The sequence below is a fragment of the Stenotrophomonas sp. STEN147 genome, from assembly GCF_056757995.1.
In genome coordinates this window covers 1-17,701 of record NZ_JBRRCG010000003.1, presented here as the reverse complement: position 1 = coordinate 17,701, position 17,701 = coordinate 1, and the positions used below count along the sequence as shown (strand labels likewise).

Sequence of the window (17,701 nt, the reverse complement as noted above, 5' to 3'; positions counted from 1 at the left end):
TTTTTGTAGAGCCGAGCCATGCTCGGCTGCTCTGTGCCTCCTGTCCCGCCAACAGCAGCCGAGCATGGCTCGGCTCTACCCGAGCGCCCGCATGACTTCGAACGCCCTGATCCAGAACGACATCGTGGTCTTCGGCCTGATCGCCGCCACCCTGGGGGCCGTGTTCTGGACCGCCTCGCGCGAGCAGGGGCCGTGGAAGCGCTTCTACACCTTCGTGCCGGCGTTGCTGCTGTGCTATCTCATTCCTGGCATCTACAACACCGTCGGCCTGATCGACGGGCAGAACACCGCGCTGTACAACCCGGTCGCGCGTGACATCCTGCTGCCGGCGGCGCTGGTGCTGCTGACCCTGGCGGTGGACATCAAGGGCATCCTGCGGCTGGGGCCGAAGCTGGTACTGATGTACCTGGGCGCCTCCGCCAGCATCATGCTCGGTGCCGTGGTCGCCTTCCTGCTGATGCGCGCGCTGCACCCGGAAACCGTTGCCGGCGACACCTGGGCCGGCATGGCCGCACTGGCCGGCAGCTGGATCGGCGGTGGCGCCAACATGCTGGCGATGCGCGAAGTATTCGACGTCAACGCCACCACCTTCGGCCAGTTCGCCGTGGTCGACGTGGGTGTCGGCTACGTCTGGATGGCGGTACTGATCTTCCTTGCCGGGCGCGCCGCGAAGATCGACGCGCGCAGCGGTGCCGATACCTCGGCCATCGACGAACTGAAGGAACGCATCGCGCGCTTCCAGGCCGAACACGAGCGCATTCCCAGCCTGACCGATCTGATGCTGATCGTCGCCGTTGCGTTCGGTGGCGTCGGTCTGGCGCATGCAATCGGCGCACCGCTGGCGGCCTGGTTCAAGGCCCATGTCGGCTGGGCATCGCAGTTCAGCCTGGATGCTCCCTTCGTCTGGGTGGTGGTGCTGTCGACCACGCTGGGCCTGGGCCTGAGTTTTACCCGCGCGCGCACGCTGGAGGGAGCGGGAGCGTCACGTCTGGGGTCGCTGCTGCTGTACTTCCTGATTGCCTGCATCGGCATGCAGATGGATCTGCTGGCATTGCTGGACCGTCCGTGGCTGTTCCTGCTCGGCCTGATCTGGATCGCCGTGCACATCGTGCTGCTGTGGTGCCTGGGCCGGTTGCTGAAGGTGCCGTTCTTCTATTTCGCCATCGGCTCGCAGTCGAACATCGGCGGTCCGGCCTCGGCGCCCGTGGTGGCCGCCGCCTTCCATCCTGCATTGGCACCGGTAGGCGTGCTGCTGGGAACGATGGGCTACGCCACCGGGACCTACCTGGCGTACATCGTCGGCATCACCCTGCGTGCGCTGGCAGGGCAGGGGTGATCTGCCAACGGTAGCGCCGCGCCATGCGCGGCGAGACGCAAGGCGGCGGATCAACGATTCATTGCGCTACCAGCAATCCACGTTCGATCAGCCACGCCTTCGCGTCTTCGGCGTCCTGCTCGAACCACGCTCTCGTCGATCCCAACCGGTACGTATACCCCCACGCATCCATGTCGGCCATCAGCCGTGCGCTGCCGACACCGGGCAGCTGCGCGGCCAGCACGATCTGCAGGTAGCAGGTGGCATCTTCCTCGGCGACCGAATCAGTGGCATCGGTATGCACCTGCGCGCGCCGCTCCGGCGGCAGCACGATCAGGTGGCAGGCCTCGTGCAGCATCGAATGCACGGGCGTGTCGTCGCGCACATACACGTTGCTGGCGATGATGCCTGCTTCAGGTTCACCCCAGTAGCTGCCGGGAATCGGCTCGCCCGCGGCGACGTGGTGCAGCTCCAGCCCGTGCGCGGCAAGCAGGCGCTGTGCATCGACGAAGGCGATATCGCCCACGCAGGTGATGTCCACGGCGGTTGTCGGGTCGGTCATGCGGAATCATGCAGCCCCGCCCATGCAGGCACGGGCGGGGCAGGGGGTCAGGGCTTTTCCGGGCCTTCCGGCAGCGCCACGGAGATGTCCAGCACGTCGTGCTGGCCATCCTTGACCAGGTCGACCTTCACCGCGTCGACGTCGATGTTGACGTACTTCTTGATCACTTCCAGCAGCTCGCGCTGCAGCAGCGGCAGGTAGTCCGGGCCACCGCGATGGCTGCGCTCCTGCGCGATGATGATCTGCAGGCGGTTCTTGGCGGTTTCGGCGGTGGTCTTCTTCGCTTTGAGGAAATCAAACAGGCCCATGCTTACCCTCCGAACAGCTTGCTGAAGAAGCCCTTCTTCTCCACGGTGGTGAAGCGCATCGGCCGCTCCTCGCCCAGGATGCGGCTCACCGCATCGTCATACGCCTGGCCAGCGATCGATTCGCCATCGAGGATCACCGGCTCGCCCTTGTTGGAGGCGTTCAGCACGTCACCCGATTCGGGGATCACGCCGATCGCCTTCAGGCCCAGCACTTCCTCCACGTCGACGATGCTCAGCATCTCGCCGGTTTCCACGCGCGACGGGCTGTAGCGGGTCAGCAGCAGGAAGGCCGGCACGTCCTGGCCGGATTCGGCCTTGTGCGTCTTCGAATCCAGCAGGCCGATGATGCGGTCGGAGTCGCGCACCGAGGACACTTCCGGGTTCACCACCACCACCGCGCGGTCGGCGAAGTACATCGCCAGGAAGGCGCCCTTCTCGATACCGGCCGGGGAGTCGCAGATCACGAAGTCAAAGCCGTCGGCGGCCAGGTCCTTCAGCACCTTGCCCACGCCCTCCTGGGTCAGCGCGTCCTTGTCGCGGGTCTGCGAGGCAGCCAGCACGTACAGGTTGTCGAAGCGCTTGTCCTTGATCAGGGCCTGCTTGAGGGTGGCTTCGCCGTGCACGACATTGACGAAGTCGTACACCACGCGGCGTTCGCAGCCCATGATCAGGTCGAGGTTGCGCAGGCCGACGTCGAAGTCGATCACCGCCACCTTCTTGCCGCGCCGTGCCAGGCCGCAGGCCAGGCTCGCGCTGGTAGTGGTCTTGCCGACGCCGCCCTTGCCGGAGGTGACTACGATGATTTCAGCCAAAGGACTTCTCCTGGTTCTGCATGATGTTGGGGCTGCGTCAGTCCAGCGCAGCGATCTTGACCTGGTCCTGTTCCAGCCACACCTGCACGGCCTTGCCGCGCAGGTTGTCCGGGACATCGTCCAGTACCTTGTAGTGGCCGGCAATGGCCACCAGTTCCGCATGGAAATCACGGCAGAAGATGCGTGCCGCGGTATTGCCCTGGGCACCTGCCAGCGCGCGGCCGCGCAGGGTGCCGTAGATATGGATGCTGCCGTCGGCGATGACCTCGGCACCGGCGCCGACGGTCGCCATGACCGTCAGGTCGCAGTTCTCCGCGTACAGCTGCTGGCCGGAACGTACATTGCCGAGCTGCATGCGGCCCGGTTGCGGTGCCGAGCCCTCGGCCACCCTGGCCACCGGAGCGGCCGGGGCCGGCTTCGGTTCAGCGCGGGCGGCGCGGCGCGGCTCCGGCGCAGGCGCAGGCGGCGGGGCCGGCTCGGTCTCGAGACGCTCGTACTGGGCGCGGAACTTGGCCAGCAGCGGCAGGCCGAGCTGCTGCGAGAGCTGGTCGACCGCGCTGGTGCCATAAGCCAGCGCCACCGGCAGCACGCCGGCGCTGCGCAGGCCATCGACCAGTGCCTGGGCGGTGGCCACGTCGGGTACCTGGCTGAGGCCGCCGAAGTCCAGGATCACCGCGGCACGGCCGAACAGTTTCGGCGCGCGGGTCACCCGTTCGCGCATTTCCTGCACAAGTCGTTCGACATCGAGGGTCCGCACGCGCAGGTTAGCGATGCCGACCTGGCCGATCTTCAGTTCACCTGCCTGTTCGTAATCGAAATTCACCGCCACGCTCAGGTCCCCGTCGGCCGCTGTGCCCGCGCCGGCAGCTGCCGGTCGCGTGTCCATGCCACATCCGGCAGCTTGCCGCCGTAGGTCTCCTGTACCCACGGGTAGCTGCACAGTTCCTTGGCCAGCATGCTGGCGCGCACATCGACCTGCGGCATGGTGTTCTGGCCCAGCTCGCGGAAGCCGAAGCTGCCGTGGAACAGCAGGGCGGCATCGGCACCATGGTCGAGGAAGACTTCGCAGGTCATCTGCGGGTAGCGCAGCTCGGCGAAGCTCTGCGCATCGGCGTAGAACGCCCGGCCGACGCCACCACCGCGGCGGCGGCTGGCGACCACGATGCGGTCGATATAGAAGAACGGGGTGTCCAGCTGCTGCTTGAACCAGGCGAAGTTGCTGCTGTCGTGCTGGCTGTCGCTGCCGAAGCCGATCAGGAACCCGGCCAGGTTGCCGTCGCGCTCGGCGACGCGGAAGTACTCAGCGGTTTCATAGAACAGGCGCAGGCGTGCGGCATCCAGCGGAAGGATGGCCAGGCCAGCGTTGTTGTTCAAAGCCAGGACGGAATCGAGCTCGTGCTCGCGCACGTCGCGGATGACAATCGACATTGTGACTCCGTGGGGTAACGCGGTTGGTCCTGCAACGGACCCTGCGCACGATTATTGCATGGGTGGCTGGCGGGGGCACGCCCGTCGCCATGACTTCTGCCCGGGGGCAGGAGCGCTGGTTCAGCCTAAGATGCCTCCATGTTGGGATATCTCAGCCAAATCCGAGTCCTGCGCCTGGCCGGCCTGTTCACCTGGGTCATGGTCGGCCTGCCCGTGGTGTATTCCCAGTACGAGTCGATGCTGCGGCACGGCGGCAGCGGCATCGACAGCTGGTCCCTGTGGCTGTTTGCCGCCTACCTGTTCTTCGGCGCCGGCTACTTCTGGTTGACCCGTGGCCTGCGCGACAGCAGCCAGGCCGCCTGGTACGACCGGGTGGTGCTGGTGGTACTGACCGGCTCGGCCCTGGGCGTCAGCTACCTGAGCGGTTCGGGCCTGGGCAGCATCCTGATGATGGTGGCCGCCGGAGTGATTCCGTGGATGCTGCCCGTGCGCAGTGGCGTGATCTGGTTGCTGCTCAGCCAGCTGGCGGTGCTGCCGGTCTACTATCTGATCCTCGACATGCCGTTGTTCGAGGCGCTCATGCAGTCGCTGCTGTATGGCGGCTTCTCCATGTTCATGTTCGTGACCAGCCTGGTCGCACGGCAGCAGACCGACGCCCGCGACGAGCAGCGCCGGCTGAATGCGGAGCTGAGGGCAACCCGCGCCCTGCTGGCCGAGAGCGCACGGGTCAACGAGCGCACCCGCATCTCGCGCGAGCTGCATGACCTGCTGGGGCATCAGTTGACCGCGCTGACCCTGAACCTGGAAGTGGCCGGCCATCTGGCCGAAGGCAAGGCGCTGGACCACGTGAAACGCTCGCACACGCTGGCCAAGCTGCTGCTGGGCAATGTGCGCGAAGTGGTCAGCCAGCTGCGCGAGACCAGCGCCATCGACCTGGCTGCCGCGCTGCGTCCGCTGACCGAGAATGTGCCCTCGCTGGACATCCAGCTGGACATCGAGGACCCCCTGAACGTGGAGGACCCGCAGCGGGCCCACGTGCTGCTGCGCTGCACCCAGGAGATCATCACCAACACGGTGCGCCACTCCGGGGCCCGCCATCTGTGGATCCGGGTGTACCGTGAGGCGCCGGACCGGGTGGTGGTCGAGGCGCGCGACGACGGTGTCGGTGCGGAAATGGTCAATGTGGGCAATGGCTTGCGCGGGATGCGCGAGCGCCTGCAACAATGCGGTGGCCAGCTGCAGGTGGAAACCCGCCCCGGCGAAGGCTTCTGCCTGCGTGCGACGGTGCCGGCAACCGTGCTGGTGGCCGCCCTTACCAAGGTTCCTGAAGGAGTGCGTTGATGATTCGCGTCTGCCTGGTCGACGACCAAACCCTGGTGCGGCAGGGAATCCGCTCGCTGCTGGCGCTGGACGACGGCATCGAGGTGGTGGCCGAGGCCGGCGACGGCCGGCAGGCGGTCGAACTGGTGCCCCAGGTCCGTCCGGATGTGGTCCTGATGGACATGCGCATGCCGGTGATGTCCGGGCTGGAGGCGCTTCAGGTCCTGTCGCGGCTGGAACAGCTGCCGCCGACCATCATCCTGACCACTTTCGACGACGACCAGCTGGTGCTGGCGGGCCTGAAGGCCGGCGCCAAGGGGTATCTGCTCAAGGACGTGACCCTGGACCAGCTGGTGGGCGCCATCCGCACGGTGGCCGACGGCGGATCGCTGGTGCAGCCGGCGGTGACCCAGCGGCTGCTGTCCGGGCTGGAGCACATGCGCAATGATTTCGTCAGCCTGGACCGGCCGGACCCGCTGACCGACCGCGAGACGGAGATCCTGCGGCTGATGGCCAGCGGGTTCTCCAACAAGGAGATCGCCAATTCGCTGGGCGTGGCCGAGGGCACCATCAAGAACCATGTGTCCAACATCCTGTCCAAGCTGGGCGTGCGCGACCGTACGCGGGCCGTGCTGAAGGCGTTCGAACTGCAGCTGGTCTGACGAAAAGCCTTCTCCGGCAAAGGTTTGGCCGTCATTTCCGGGCCCCGGGGCGGGTTGCCCCCTACATGCGGGGCGGCCGGATGCGCTACCCTGCCAATCCTTTGTCCATACAAATACGCAGCCGGCAGGGAAACCGGTGCGCCAATCCCGATAAACAATGCCCGCGAAGCCTGCTAGGATTGGCGCTTCGCTTCAATCAACCCGGCCGTGGGATCGGCCCCGGAGACTCCTGAATGACCCGTATTATCGAGTTCCTGATCGCCTTGGGGATCGTGGCTGGCCTGTTCGTCATCATTGGCGTATGTCTGCCGGGCGAGCGCCACATCACCGAAAGCATCGAGACCAACCGCAAGATGACGATCGTGTACGACACGGTCAGCAGCCTGCGCCGCTTCAAGGACTGGAACCCGCTGGTACTGCGCGATCCCGCCGTTGAACTGAAGCTGTCCGGCCCGGCCTCCGGCGTCGGTGCCACCCTCGACTTCTCCTCCAAGGACCTGGGCAACGGTTCCTGGAAGGTGACCGAGGCCGAAGAGAACAAGCGTGTTGTGATCGCCATCGAAGACCCGACCAAGGGTCACGACAAGGTCACCACCTTCAATCTGGAGCCGACCGGCAAGGGCGGTCGCAACGTCAAGATCACCCAGGACTACTCGGTGAAGTACGGCTTCGACCTGTTCGGTCGCTACGCCGGCCTGTATGTCAGCCGCCAGATCGGCGACGACATCAAGCTGGGCCTGTCGCGCATGGCGAACATGCTGGCCACCGTGCCGAACGTCGACTACCGCACTCCGGAAGCGCCGCTGACCGATCTGGGTATCGTGCAGGTGCCGGCCGAAGACCTGCTGGTCGTCAACGCAGGCAACGTCGACCGCGGCCAGGACACCATCACCAAGTCCATCAAGGACAACCAGGAGTGGATCAAGCGCGTGATGGAGGCCAACGGCCTTGAAGCCGCCGGTCCGTTCCGCATCATCACCACCGATTTCGGTGCCGAGAAGTACGCCTTCGACATCGCACAGCCGGTGAAGAAGAAGGGTACCGAAGGTGCCACCGGTGAGGAGCTGACCGTCAAGATCGACGGTGGTGCCCCGGTCAAGTACGTGCATGTCGCCCCGCATCGTTCGGCGCATGCGGCCTACACCGGTCACATGGCCGGCCTGGACGTGGCCCGCAACGGCCTGCGTGCGTGGGCAGTGACCTCGGGCAACGAAGTCATCGACCGTCCGTACGAATCGTGGAAGGACGGCGTGGACAAGTCGTTCACCCAGGAAGGCACCTACGACATCTACTGGGCCGTCAAGTAAGCGCTGGCTGACCCATGTAGTGTTGGACACGAAAACGCGCCGCTTCCTGCGGCGCGTTTTTTTTCATCCCGCGTCCGCCGCCGGGCGGGCGCCGCGCAAGGAGCAGTCATGTTCAATCTGGAACGACGTGCGCGTAAGCCCTCGCTGCTGGCCTGCATCGGTGCGCTGTTGGCGGCCGCTTCGATCGGCCTGTCGGCCTATGCCTCGCATGGCGTGTCCGATCCGCAGGCGCAGCAGCATCTGAACATGGCGGCGCTGTATGCGTTCGCCCATGGTGCCGTGCTGGTTGCAGTGGGACGGCGCGCGCAGGGCGTGATCGCACATCTGGCGCTGTACGTGCTGCTGCTGGGCGTCGTGCTGTTCTCCGGCAGCCTGGTGGGCAGCGCGCTCTGGCAGTGGCCTACCCGGCTGGCGCCTGTGGGCGGCACCAGCCTGATGGTGGGATGGGTGCTGCTGGCGATCGACGCCCTGCGGCGGTGAGGGCAGTGCGGGGAGGGGCTCAGCCGTTGGCCGGTTTCCAGCACCAGTGCCAGGGCTCGTAGACGATCCCGTGCGGGTTGCCGCGCGGGTAGCTCAGGTGGAATCCATGCCCGCGGGCGTGCGCCTGCAGCCACGCGAACGCATCGGTACGCTCGAACGATTCCTCTGCAGGTGCATCGCCCGGGGTGCCGATATCCAGTGCGTGCCCGCTGTGGTGCTCGCTGAAGCCCGGCGCGGCGTTGACCTTCAGGATCTCCGCCACGCTCAGGCCGCGGCCGCGCTTCCGCTCGAAGATTCCCAACTGGTACGCATGGCTGCGGAAGCCGGAAATGGCATCCAGGGCAACGCCATCGCGGGCCGCGTGCAGGCGCATCCGCCGCCACCCCTGCGCCGCGTCGCGGCGCAACCACAGGGGCCGCGAAAAGCGATCGCGGCCGGCGAAATGCAGCAGGCACGGCTCGGCTTCCAGCGGCAGCCCGGTGTCATCCGCGTAACCCTGCGCATCCAGGCCAAGGTGCTGCAGGCGTTGCTGCAAGCCCGCCAGGGGCAGCCATCGCTGCTCCAGTGCCGCAGCGAAAGGGCGTGACGCGCGGGCATCCAGCAGTGCCAGCGCCTCCTCCACGCCACGCTCGTGCGGCAGACGCGGCACCAGCGAATGAACGCCCTGCGCCAGCACGGCGGCCAGATAGCGGCCATCGCGCTTGCGCCGCAGCACCCAGCGGGCCCGCGCCAGCAGGCGTGCATCGAGGTTGCTGCGCGCGCGTAGCAGATCGGCCGGCCACAACTCGATGGCCTCGGTGTTCAGCAGCAGCAGCGGTCGGCGATGCATGTCCGCAGCTTACTGCCGTGGCGCGGCTGCGGCCACCTTGCGCAGGGCGTCAAGCAATGCCTGTGGGCGTTCCATGCTCAGCAGCAGGGTGCTGCCGCCGCGCACCGGGATCGCCAGCGTGCGGTGACGGTCGGTGACCAGGGCGAAGCCCTTGCCGCCGCCCTGCAGCCGCATATGCCCGGAATAGAAGCCGGGCATCGAATAGCCGTTGGTCTTGAAGCGGATGCCATAGCGGCGGTCCTGCGCCAGGTCCACCACCTCGGCCTGATCCAGCAGCATGTCACGCACCGGTGTGCGCCGCCGGTACAGCGTCGAGCGCACATCCAGCACGCCACCCACCAGCTCCACGCGGCGGCGGAAGAACGAAGTGCCCAGACCCACGCCTATCAACACCAGCACGGCGATGCTCCATGCCGCGCTGCCGTTCATCAGGAAGAACGGCGGCGACAGGGTGACTTCCATCCATGGTGCAGGCGCACGCGTGCGGCTGAACTGCACGTACACGCTGATGACCAGCACGGCCAGCACCGGCAACAGCACCCACAGCACGCGCAGGGGTGAACTGCCAGCCAGCTCGAACGGACGGGCTTCATTGGGGCTCATCGTTGTGCCTCCACCCATCGGGCGATGTCATCGATCAACCCCGCATCGACATGGCCGGGCCGGGTGTACTCCTGCAACGAACTCGGGCCGCTGCCAGCGATGCCGATGTGGTTCAGCGCCGGATAGGTCCGCCACTGCACGTCGTCGCGCGCGGCGAGGGCCTTCTGCCAGAGTGCCCAGTCGGCATCGGGAACCTGGAAATCGCGCCCGCCATGCAGCATCAGCAGCGGAGCGCGCAGCCGCTGTGCATCGGCGCGGGCATCGACGGCTTCGATGCTCTTCCAGAAGGACTGCGGAACGCCGAGTGGCAGCTCGCTGGCGGGTACCGGCGTGCTGCCGCGTGCTGCGGCGATCTGGCTGTCCAGTTTGTCCAGCAGCGCCTGACCGGCCGCGCTGATGTCGCCGTCCAGGCTCAGCAGGTAGCGGTTCTGTTCCGGCAGCAGGTCCAGCAGCGTGCGCGCGGGAGCAGCCCACAGGATCGCGCCACGCGCCTGTGGCCAGCGGCTGGCGATGCGTGGCGCCAGCATGCCGCCCTGGCTGTGGCCGAGCACGAACACGCGGCGGCCGTCGATGCGCGGGTCGCTGGCGATGGCCTTCAGTGCCGCCACCGCATCGTCGGTGGATTCGTCATCGACAGTGAAGGTGCCGCTCTGGAAATCCTGGGGCCGGGCGAGAGTGCGCTTGTCGTAGCGCAGTACCGCGATACCGTGCGCGGCGAGGCCACGGGCGATATCGAGGAAGGGACGGTTGCCGCCGATGGTTTCGTCACGGTCCTGCGGGCCCGAGCCGTGCACCAGCACCACTGCCGGGAACGGGCCTTTGCCCTTGGGCAGCGCCAGCGTGCCGGGCAGCGCACCGCGTGTCTGCGGCACACTGAAATCAACTTCGCTGTAGGTCGCATCGGCCGGCGGCGGCGGTGCCTTGGCCGCGGGGGCGGGGCGCAGCAGCAGGCCGGCAACCTTGTCCTGTGCATCCACGGCCACCTGCGCGATCACCGCGCCACGGGTGAACTGCAGCGGCACTTCCACCAGGTGCAGGCCCTGTTGCTCGCTGCTGCGGGCCTGGCCGCGCTGCTGCAGTTCGCCCAGGGACCGCCACACGCTGTCGAGCTTCTCGGCGGGAACGGCACGGGCCATCTGCGGGGTCAGCATCGCCTCCGCATCGGCGATGCGTCCGGCCTGCAGGTGGTCCAGCAACCGGGCGGCAACCTGCTGCGGTTCGGCGGCGAATGCGCCACCGCTCAGCAGCGCCAGTGACAGGGCGAACAGCGAACGGCGGGTCTTCATGGTCAGAGCTCCTTCTTGAAGACCAGCACCGCTGCGCTCATCGGTGCGGGGATCACGATGTTGACCAGCTCCCAGCCAAGCTGGCCCTGCTTGTTCAACGCCTCCTGCACGGCTTCGGTCTTCATGCTGCCCATCAGCGTCGAGGGCACTTCCAGGGTCTGGTACGTCCAGCGCTTGCTCATTCCTTCTCCTCCTGAGGTGGCTTGGGATGCGGCAGCCTGCCGGCCTTGCGCAGCGCGTCGCGCAGCAGGTACTCGATCTGCGCGTTGAGGCTGCGCAGTTCGTCGTCGGCCCAGCGCTGCGCCGCGGCCAGGACGTCGGCGTTGATGCGCAGTGGATAGGCTTTCTTCTCGCTCATGGATGCTCCTGGCGGGGCGGTGGGGCGCCCCGTTGCGAGGGTGATTCAGTACAGCGAACCGGCGTTGACGATCGGCTGCGTGCCCCGGTCCGAACACAGCACGGTCAACAGGTTGCTGACCATGTGCGCCTTGCGCTCCTCGTCCAGCTGCACCACGCCGTTCTTCTGCAGTTCGCCCAGGGCCATCTCGACCATTCCGACCGCACCGGCAACGATGCGCGTGCGCGCCGCGATCACCGCGTTGGCCTGCTGGCGCTGCAGCATGGCCTGGGCGATTTCGGCAGCATAGGCCAGGTGGCTGATGCGTGCGTCGATCACCTGCACGCCGGCATCGGCCAGGCGCTCGGCCAATTCGTTCTTCAGGTGCTGGGAGATCTCGCTGGCGTGGCTGCGCAGCGCCAGCTGGCCCTCTTCATGCTGGTCGTAGGGATAGCTGGTGGCCATCGCGCGCAGCGCCGACTCGGACTGGATGTGCACGAAGCTCTCGTAGTCGTCCACGTTGTAGACCGCTTCGGAGGCATCGACCACCTGCCAGACGATCACTGCGGCGATCTCGATCGGGCTGCCATCGAGCTCGTTGACCTTCAGCTTGCCGCTTTCGAAATTGCGCACGCGCTGGCTGACGTGGCGCTTGCTGTAGAAGGGGTTGTTCCAGCGCAGGCCATTGTCTTTCACGGTGCCGACGTACTTGCCGAACAGGCTCACCACCGCGGCCTGGTTCGGCTGCACGGTGTACAGGCCCGCCAGCGCGAACAGGGCCACCACCGCGACCAGCGCGCCGGCCAGCATCATCAGCAGGTTGGGGGAGCCGGTCGACGCCTTGGCAGCGATGCCCAGCACGAACAGCACACCGCCGAAGACGGCGACGAGCAATGCGCCCGCCAGAGTGCCCAGGCCGTTGAGGGAGGACAGCGACTTCTCTTTCATGGCAGTACGTCCTTGAGGGTTCGAGGTGACGATATCAAATTGATATCAGATGGCGACTACCGTTCGTCGGGAACCGCCGCTGGACCGGCTAGAATGCCCACCCGCCTTCACATCACCGCCGGACCCCTCCATGGCCAAGCTCGGAACCCCCCTCTCGCCCTCCGCCACCCGTGTGCTGCTGCTGGGCTCGGGCGAACTCGGCAAGGAAGTGGCCATCGAGCTGCAGCGGCTGGGCGTGGAGGTGATCGCCGCCGACCGTTACGCCGATGCGCCCGCCATGCAGGTCGCGCATCGTTCGCACGTGATCGACATGCTGGACGCGATGGCGCTGCGCGCGCTGATCGCCCAGGAACAGCCCCACCTGGTGGTGCCGGAGATCGAGGCGATCCACACCGAGACGCTGGTACAGCTGGAACAGGAGCAGGGCCTGCGGGTGATCCCCACCGCGCGTGCCGCACGCCTGACCATGGACCGTGAAGGCATCCGCCGCCTGGCCGCCGAGACGCTGGGCCTGCCAACCTCGCCCTACCGCTTTGTCGATACCGAGGCGGAGTACCGCGCCGCCGTGGCCGCCATCGGCCTGCCGTGCGTGGTCAAGCCGGTGATGTCCTCCTCGGGCAAGGGACAGAGCACGCTGCGCAGCGAAGCGGACATCGCGCCGGCCTGGGAGTATGCGCAGACCGGCGGCCGCGCGGGCGCCGGCCGCTGCATCGTCGAGGGCTTCATCGATTTCGACTATGAGATCACTCTGCTGACCGTGCGCCACGCGGCAGGTACCTCGTTCTGCGCGCCGATCGGTCATCTGCAGAAGGACGGCGATTACCGCGAGAGCTGGCAGCCGCAGCCGATGTCGGACAAGGCGCTGGCGCGTGCGGAGGAGATCTCGCGTGCGATCACCGATGACCTGGGTGGCTGGGGTCTGTTCGGCGTGGAGCTGTTCGTGAAGGGCGATGAAGTGTGGTTCAGCGAAGTGTCGCCGCGCCCGCACGACACTGGTCTGGTGACGCTGGTATCGCAGGAACTGAGCGAGTTCGCGCTGCACGCACGCGCCATCCTGGGCCTGCCGGTTCCGGTGATCCGCCAGAGTGGTCCGTCGGCATCCTGCGCATTGCTGGCGCAGGGCGAGGGCGTGCCGTATTTCAACAACGTCGCGGCCGCACTGCAGGTGCCGGATACGGCCGTGCGCCTGTTCGGCAAGCCGAGCGTGCACGGTCAGCGCCGTGTCGGCGTCACCCTGGCGCGCGCCGACACCATCGACGAGGCGCGCTCAATCGCGCGTGATGCCGCCGACGCCATCGGCGTCGAGCTGCGCCCGTAAGCCGGTAGCGCCGGGCCACGCCCGGCGGCTTTCTGCAAGGCAGAGCAGCGCGCCTGGCGCCTGGGGTCACTTCACATCCACCCACACCAGGTGATGGTCGCTGCCGTCGGCAATCTTCGCTTCAGGGCTGTTGCTGGCTGGCCAGAACACGCCGCTGCCCACGTACTCCAACCCGGTGGAAGGCAGCACGTAATCCAGTCGCAGGGTGCCGGACTTCGGGCCAAAGTCGCCGGTGGCGTGGAAGGGCGCACCCTTGCGCACGATGCCCTTGGCGGCATAGGCGAGGCTGGTTTCCTCGCCCCCCGCGCTGCGCGGGGTGGGGTAGCGCAATACGCGTGCGTTCTCGATCAGTTCGACGATCGCCTCGTGGCGGCCATCACCGTCGACCGGGTCGTTGTTGAGATCGCCGAGGATCACGAAGCGTGCATCCTGCGCCAGACCTCCGCACTGGCCCTTGTCGTCGCACAGCCAGGGCTTGTCACCTGCGGTGAGATATTCCTGCCACAGGCGCAGTTCGTCGTGGTTGCGCGCCGCGTTGCGCTTTTCCGGGCCGTCGAACACCGGCGGCGTCGGGTGCGAGACCAGCGCATGCACCACGCCTGCCGGGGTCTGCACCGGTACATCCCAGTGCGACTTCGACGACAGGCGCAGCTGCGACCACACGGTGTCGCTGTAGAAGCTCTGCCCGCTGCGCGGATCGACCGGACGGATCGCGCCCGGCATCGTGCTCCACTTCAGCAGCTGGAAGCTGCGTACCTTGGCTTCATCGATCGGGTAGCGCGACAGCACCAGCATGCCGTACTGGCCCGGGTGCAGGCCGTAGCCCCAGGCATCGTTGCCACGGCTGCGACCTTCGCCGCCGACCACGCCGTTGTTGTCCAGGTCCAGGCCACTGGGCACGCCGGTGTTGACCGGGGCCAGGTAGCGGTAGGCGAAGTGCAGCGGCGCGCCGCCGCCCGGCTGCGCCACTTCCAGGTAGCGCTTCTGGAACAGGTCGGCGGCGCGATGGGCGTCGTCGAAATCGAATTCGTTCAGCAGCACCAGGTCCGGGCGCACCTGCTGCAGCACGGCGGCGATCTTGCGCGCATGCGCGCTGTCGCCTTCAAGCTCCCTGATCAGGCCACCGGCCTCATCGGAGTACAGCGAGGTGTTGTAGGTGGCCAGGCGCAGCGATGCGGACGGTGTTTCGGTCATCGCAGGGGTCCTGGCAAGAGCAGGGGCCGCAGCGCCACACAGCAGGGCCAGGGCAAGGATCAGGGGTTGGGCGTTCATGCCGCCTATTGTGCACCCCGCCCGGTGTCAGCGGTTTGTCAGCGGCCGTCCAGATCGCGGTCGAAATCGTGCCAGCGACGGCCATCGTAGGCCTCCAGCGGACGGAAGCGGCGCTTGTAGTCCATTTTCTGGTGTTCACGGATCCAGTAGCCCAGATAGACGTGCGGCAGTCCTTCGCGGCGCGCCCATTCGATCTGCTGCAGGATGGCGAACGTGCCCAGTCCCCGCGCTGCGTGGTCTGGATCGAAGAAGGTATAGACCGCCGAAAGGCCGTGCTCGGTGACATCGGTGACGGCCACTCCGAGCAGCTGGCTGGGCCGGCCATCGTGGCCCGGCAGGCGCATCTCCAGGAAGCGGGTGTGCGACCAGCTGCCGATCAGGAACTGCTCGAACTCGTGCGGGCCATGATCGTCCATGCCGCCGTTGGCGTGGCGGTGCACCAGATAGCGGTGGTAGAGGGCAAACAGGTCCTCGCGCGCAGTGGCGGCGGTGATCCGCACTTCCAGGTCGGCGTTGCGGGTGGCGCAGCGACGCTGGCTGCGGTCCGGCGCGAACCGGGCCACCGGAATCCGTACCGCCACGCAGGCATGGCACTGCGCACAGTGGGGCCGATAGACCAGGTCGCCGCTGCGGCGGAAGCCCCAGCTGAGTGCGAGGGGATACAGGCCGCCCAGGCGACGGTCGTGGGGATCCATCACCAGGTCGCGCGCCACCCGGTCCGGCCAGTACCCGCAGGGGTGCTCGCCGGTCTGGAACAGCCGCAGTTCGTCGTCTCTGTCGCCGTGGATCGCCATGACCACAGCATAGCCCCAGCGTGTCGCAATGAACGCGACTGTCCGCCGGATGAACGGATCTGGCGGCTGCGTCAACCGCCGTCGCGGCCGGGCGTTGTTGTCATTCGAGGGTGAACTGATCACCCCGACGCAACCTCATCCCCAGGAGTGACCTCATGATCCGTACCCCCCTGCTGCTGGCCCTGCTGCTTGCCACGTCCGCCTCCGGTGTCGCGCTGGCGGCGACTCCCCCGACCGCACCGGCACAGCGTCCGGCCAAGCTGGACACCAACGGCGACGGTGTCATCGACCGCAGCGAGGCCGCGGCCAACCCACGTCTGGCGGCCAAGTTCGACGAACTGGACCGCAACAAGGACGGCAGGCTGTCGCGCGATGAAATGCCGCGCGGGCAGCAGGGTCGTCGTGGCGGCCATGGCGGTGAGCGCTGGGCCAGGCTGGACACCGACAAGGACGGCCGCATCAGCCGCGAAGAGGCCAAGGCCGATCCGCGCCTGGCAGCACGTTTCGATCAGCTCGATCTCAACAAGGACGGCTATCTGGACAAGGCGGATCGCGAGCTGCGCATGAAGCAGCATCGCGACGCCTGGTTCGCCGCTGCCGACACCAACAAGGACGGCCAGTTGAGCAAGGCCGAATTCGATGCGGCGAAGGGTCCGATGCATGGCGGCCCGCGCCACGGGGGCCCGCGTGACGGCGCCGCACCGAAGCCGCAGCGCTGATCGCCGCGCAATGTTCAACGACGACGCCGGCAGACTGCCGGCGTCGTCCGTTACAGGCGACCGCTGTCGAGCAGCGTATAGGCCACCAGGGCGATCACCAGCAGGTTCATCGCGATGATGGCGCTGCGGCCGTACATCGCTTCGTACTTCCAGTTGATGCCCTGCCGCCCGCGCCGCGCTGCGTCGCGCACGATCAAGGGCCGCATCAGGCGCTGCAGCGGGCCCAGGCACTGGTAGTTGACCGCGCCCAGGCCGATGGCCATGACCGCCAGGTGCACCCATACCGGCGTCTGCAGCAGCACGACCAGCAGTATGGACAGGCAGCAGGCCATCACGGTCCAGGTGTTGAGATGGACGAAGCGCCGGACCTGGGTCCGCTCCGGTTCCGTTTCGGCGTAGGACAGCAGGAAGCGACCGCCCAGGTAGCTGCCCAGCACGCCGCCCAGCACGGCACCGGCGATCGCTGCCCAGTTGTGGGCCGGGACCAGATGCAGGTGCCCCAGCGCCGCTGTCAGCGATCCCATCGCGGTACCACCGGCTGCGCTGGCGCCGCCCAGCCCCAGCTTGCTGCCGCCAATGCCCACACCGGTGCCGAGCAGGATCGCGGCACTGGCCGTGCCGGGCGCAGCAATCAGCACCATCGAGACCACGGTGGTTGCGAAGGCGGCGCTGGGTGCGCTGCTGCGCGCGAATTCGCCGAAGCGCTGCAACAGTCCCTCGCGGACCTGCGCGCGGGCCCGCGACAGGCGCTTGCGCACCGCCGCATCACTCAGGCCCAGCAGGTCCGCCACCTGCTGCGAGCGCTGACCTTCCCGGTAGTAAAGCAGCAGGACTTCGCGGCTGTCGGTGGGCAGCGCCGAGATGATGTCCTCGGCGGCAACCTCCTCTTCCAGTCGCTGCAGGCGGTCGGCGGCAGTCGGCGAGGGGTCGGCCGCCATGCCCAGCGCAACTTCGGCGGCCTCGCCGCTCAGGGGCCTGCCGCGCTGTGCACGCAGCCAGTCGCGCGCGAGGTTGCGGGTGATCTGCCGCAGCCAGGGCAGGAAGCTGGTGGAACTGCGCAGCTGGTGCAGTTGCTGCCAGCCCTTCACGAACGCTTCCTGCGCGATGTCCTCGCTGGCCTGGCGATCGCCGGTAATGGCCAGGGCGATGGCGGTCACGGTGTTCTGGCAGGCGAGCACGATGCGCCCGTACGCCTGCTGGCAGCCGCTGCTGGCGGCTGGCAGTTCACGTTCCAGGGTCTGGTCGATGCTGGCGGCGAACGTCGTCATGGCAGCGGCTCCTGCAGGGATTGTGTCCCATGACGGGGCCGCGTGCCGAATGTGACCGGTTCGCCTGCCGGTAGCGCCGGGCCATGCCCGGCGGCTTTTCTGTCCGCTGCGCTCGCCGGGCATGGCCCGGCGC

The 17,701-nt window shown here is 67.2% G+C and carries 21 protein-coding genes; 7 read left to right on the top strand and 14 right to left on the bottom strand.

The window, feature by feature from the left end; translation table 11 throughout:
• The first annotated feature begins 91 nt into the window (after nt 1-91).
• Complete coding sequence (locus ACVOKU_RS04950) at nt 92-1,336, top strand: DUF819 family protein (RefSeq protein ID WP_053516181.1); 1,245 nt, start codon at nt 92-94, stop codon at nt 1,334-1,336.
• A 58-nt stretch (nt 1,337-1,394) separates the two neighbouring features.
• On the opposite strand, the gene ACVOKU_RS04945 is transcribed toward ACVOKU_RS04950, so the two are convergent.
• From ACVOKU_RS04945 to ACVOKU_RS04925, 5 genes are read right to left on the bottom strand one after another with little or no spacing between them, the layout of a single operon-like run.
• Nucleotides 1,395-1,877 carry a hypothetical protein gene (locus tag ACVOKU_RS04945; RefSeq protein ID WP_481559293.1) on the bottom strand — a complete coding sequence of 161 codons (483 nt, stop codon included), beginning with the start codon at nt 1,875-1,877 and terminating at the stop codon, nt 1,395-1,397.
• A 47-nt stretch (nt 1,878-1,924) separates the two neighbouring features.
• Nucleotides 1,925-2,185 (bottom strand): cell division topological specificity factor MinE, encoded by a 261-nt coding sequence (minE, locus tag ACVOKU_RS04940; protein ID WP_053516176.1) that lies wholly within the window; start codon nt 2,183-2,185, stop codon nt 1,925-1,927.
• Nucleotides 2,186-2,187: 2 nt separating this feature from the next.
• A complete protein-coding gene (gene minD, locus ACVOKU_RS04935) occupies nt 2,188-2,997 on the bottom strand; it encodes a septum site-determining protein MinD (protein ID WP_053516174.1) in 810 nt (269 codons plus the stop codon).
• 37 nt (nt 2,998-3,034) lie between these two features.
• Nucleotides 3,035-3,883 (bottom strand): septum site-determining protein MinC, encoded by an 849-nt coding sequence (minC, locus tag ACVOKU_RS04930; protein ID WP_481559292.1) that lies wholly within the window; start codon nt 3,881-3,883, stop codon nt 3,035-3,037.
• The gene (locus ACVOKU_RS04925; protein WP_481559291.1) at nt 3,829-4,425 is read right to left on the bottom strand and encodes a GNAT family N-acetyltransferase; all 597 of its coding nucleotides are present in this window, start codon (nt 4,423-4,425) and stop codon (nt 3,829-3,831) included. The genes minC and ACVOKU_RS04925 overlap by 55 nt, the downstream gene beginning before the upstream one ends.
• A 138-nt stretch (nt 4,426-4,563) precedes the next feature.
• Between ACVOKU_RS04925 and ACVOKU_RS04920 the strand changes: the two genes are divergently transcribed.
• The 4 genes from ACVOKU_RS04920 (at nt 4,564) to ACVOKU_RS04905 (ending at nt 8,194) form a co-directional block, all read left to right on the top strand.
• Nucleotides 4,564-5,766 (top strand): sensor histidine kinase, encoded by a 1,203-nt coding sequence (locus ACVOKU_RS04920; protein WP_053516166.1) that lies wholly within the window; start codon nt 4,564-4,566, stop codon nt 5,764-5,766.
• The gene (locus ACVOKU_RS04915) at nt 5,766-6,407 is read left to right on the top strand and encodes a response regulator (RefSeq protein ID WP_053516165.1); all 642 of its coding nucleotides are present in this window, start codon (nt 5,766-5,768) and stop codon (nt 6,405-6,407) included. The genes ACVOKU_RS04920 and ACVOKU_RS04915 overlap by 1 nt, the downstream gene beginning before the upstream one ends.
• 233 nt (nt 6,408-6,640) lie before the next feature.
• Complete coding sequence (locus tag ACVOKU_RS04910; protein ID WP_053516163.1) at nt 6,641-7,714, top strand: polyketide cyclase; 1,074 nt, start codon at nt 6,641-6,643, stop codon at nt 7,712-7,714.
• Nucleotides 7,715-7,822: 108 nt separating this feature from the next.
• A complete protein-coding gene (locus tag ACVOKU_RS04905; protein WP_065182368.1) occupies nt 7,823-8,194 on the top strand; it encodes a DUF423 domain-containing protein in 372 nt (123 codons plus the stop codon).
• A gap of 19 nt (nt 8,195-8,213) precedes the next feature.
• Here ACVOKU_RS04905 and ACVOKU_RS04900 read toward each other — a convergent pair whose 3' ends face one another.
• Genes ACVOKU_RS04900 through ACVOKU_RS04875 form a run of 6 tightly spaced genes read right to left on the bottom strand, consistent with a single transcriptional unit; the run spans nt 8,214 to nt 12,197 of the window.
• A complete protein-coding gene (locus ACVOKU_RS04900; protein ID WP_481559290.1) occupies nt 8,214-9,023 on the bottom strand; it encodes a M15 family metallopeptidase in 810 nt (269 codons plus the stop codon).
• 9 nt (nt 9,024-9,032) lie between these two features.
• Nucleotides 9,033-9,626, bottom strand: a complete 594-nt coding sequence (locus tag ACVOKU_RS04895; protein WP_053516158.1) for a PH domain-containing protein — start codon at nt 9,624-9,626, stop codon at nt 9,033-9,035.
• Complete coding sequence (locus tag ACVOKU_RS04890; protein ID WP_481559289.1) at nt 9,623-10,912, bottom strand: alpha/beta hydrolase; 1,290 nt, start codon at nt 10,910-10,912, stop codon at nt 9,623-9,625. Before ACVOKU_RS04890 ends, ACVOKU_RS04895 begins: the two co-directional genes overlap by 4 nt.
• Before the next feature lie 2 nt (nt 10,913-10,914).
• On the bottom strand, nt 10,915-11,094 hold the full coding sequence (locus ACVOKU_RS04885; protein WP_053516154.1) for a DUF4177 domain-containing protein: 180 nt from the start codon (nt 11,092-11,094) through the stop codon (nt 10,915-10,917).
• On the bottom strand, nt 11,091-11,270 hold the full coding sequence (locus tag ACVOKU_RS04880; RefSeq protein WP_053516152.1) for a type II toxin-antitoxin system antitoxin: 180 nt from the start codon (nt 11,268-11,270) through the stop codon (nt 11,091-11,093). Before ACVOKU_RS04880 ends, ACVOKU_RS04885 begins: the two co-directional genes overlap by 4 nt.
• 45 nt (nt 11,271-11,315) lie before the next feature.
• Nucleotides 11,316-12,197: an SPFH domain-containing protein gene (locus tag ACVOKU_RS04875; protein WP_111186569.1), complete on the bottom strand. Its 882-nt coding sequence runs from the start codon at nt 12,195-12,197 to the stop codon at nt 11,316-11,318.
• Nucleotides 12,198-12,327: 130 nt separating this feature from the next.
• On the opposite strand from ACVOKU_RS04875, the gene purT reads away from it, so the two are divergent.
• Nucleotides 12,328-13,515: a formate-dependent phosphoribosylglycinamide formyltransferase gene (gene purT / locus ACVOKU_RS04870; protein ID WP_053516148.1), complete on the top strand. Its 1,188-nt coding sequence runs from the start codon at nt 12,328-12,330 to the stop codon at nt 13,513-13,515.
• Nucleotides 13,516-13,581: 66 nt separating this feature from the next.
• Here purT and ACVOKU_RS04865 read toward each other — a convergent pair whose 3' ends face one another.
• On the bottom strand, nt 13,582-14,787 hold the full coding sequence (locus ACVOKU_RS04865) for an endonuclease/exonuclease/phosphatase family protein (protein ID WP_481559288.1): 1,206 nt from the start codon (nt 14,785-14,787) through the stop codon (nt 13,582-13,584).
• A 38-nt stretch (nt 14,788-14,825) separates the two neighbouring features.
• On the bottom strand, nt 14,826-15,581 hold the full coding sequence (locus ACVOKU_RS04860; protein WP_053516144.1) for an arginyltransferase: 756 nt from the start codon (nt 15,579-15,581) through the stop codon (nt 14,826-14,828).
• Between the two features lie 155 nt (nt 15,582-15,736).
• Here ACVOKU_RS04860 and ACVOKU_RS04855 point away from each other — a divergent pair, with 155 nt between their 5' ends.
• A complete protein-coding gene (locus tag ACVOKU_RS04855; protein ID WP_481559287.1) occupies nt 15,737-16,300 on the top strand; it encodes an EF-hand domain-containing protein in 564 nt (187 codons plus the stop codon).
• 50 nt (nt 16,301-16,350) lie between these two features.
• On the opposite strand, the gene ACVOKU_RS04850 is transcribed toward ACVOKU_RS04855, so the two are convergent.
• Nucleotides 16,351-17,568: an RNA polymerase sigma factor gene (locus tag ACVOKU_RS04850; protein ID WP_481559286.1), complete on the bottom strand. Its 1,218-nt coding sequence runs from the start codon at nt 17,566-17,568 to the stop codon at nt 16,351-16,353.
• Nucleotides 17,569-17,701: the final 133 nt, after the last annotated feature.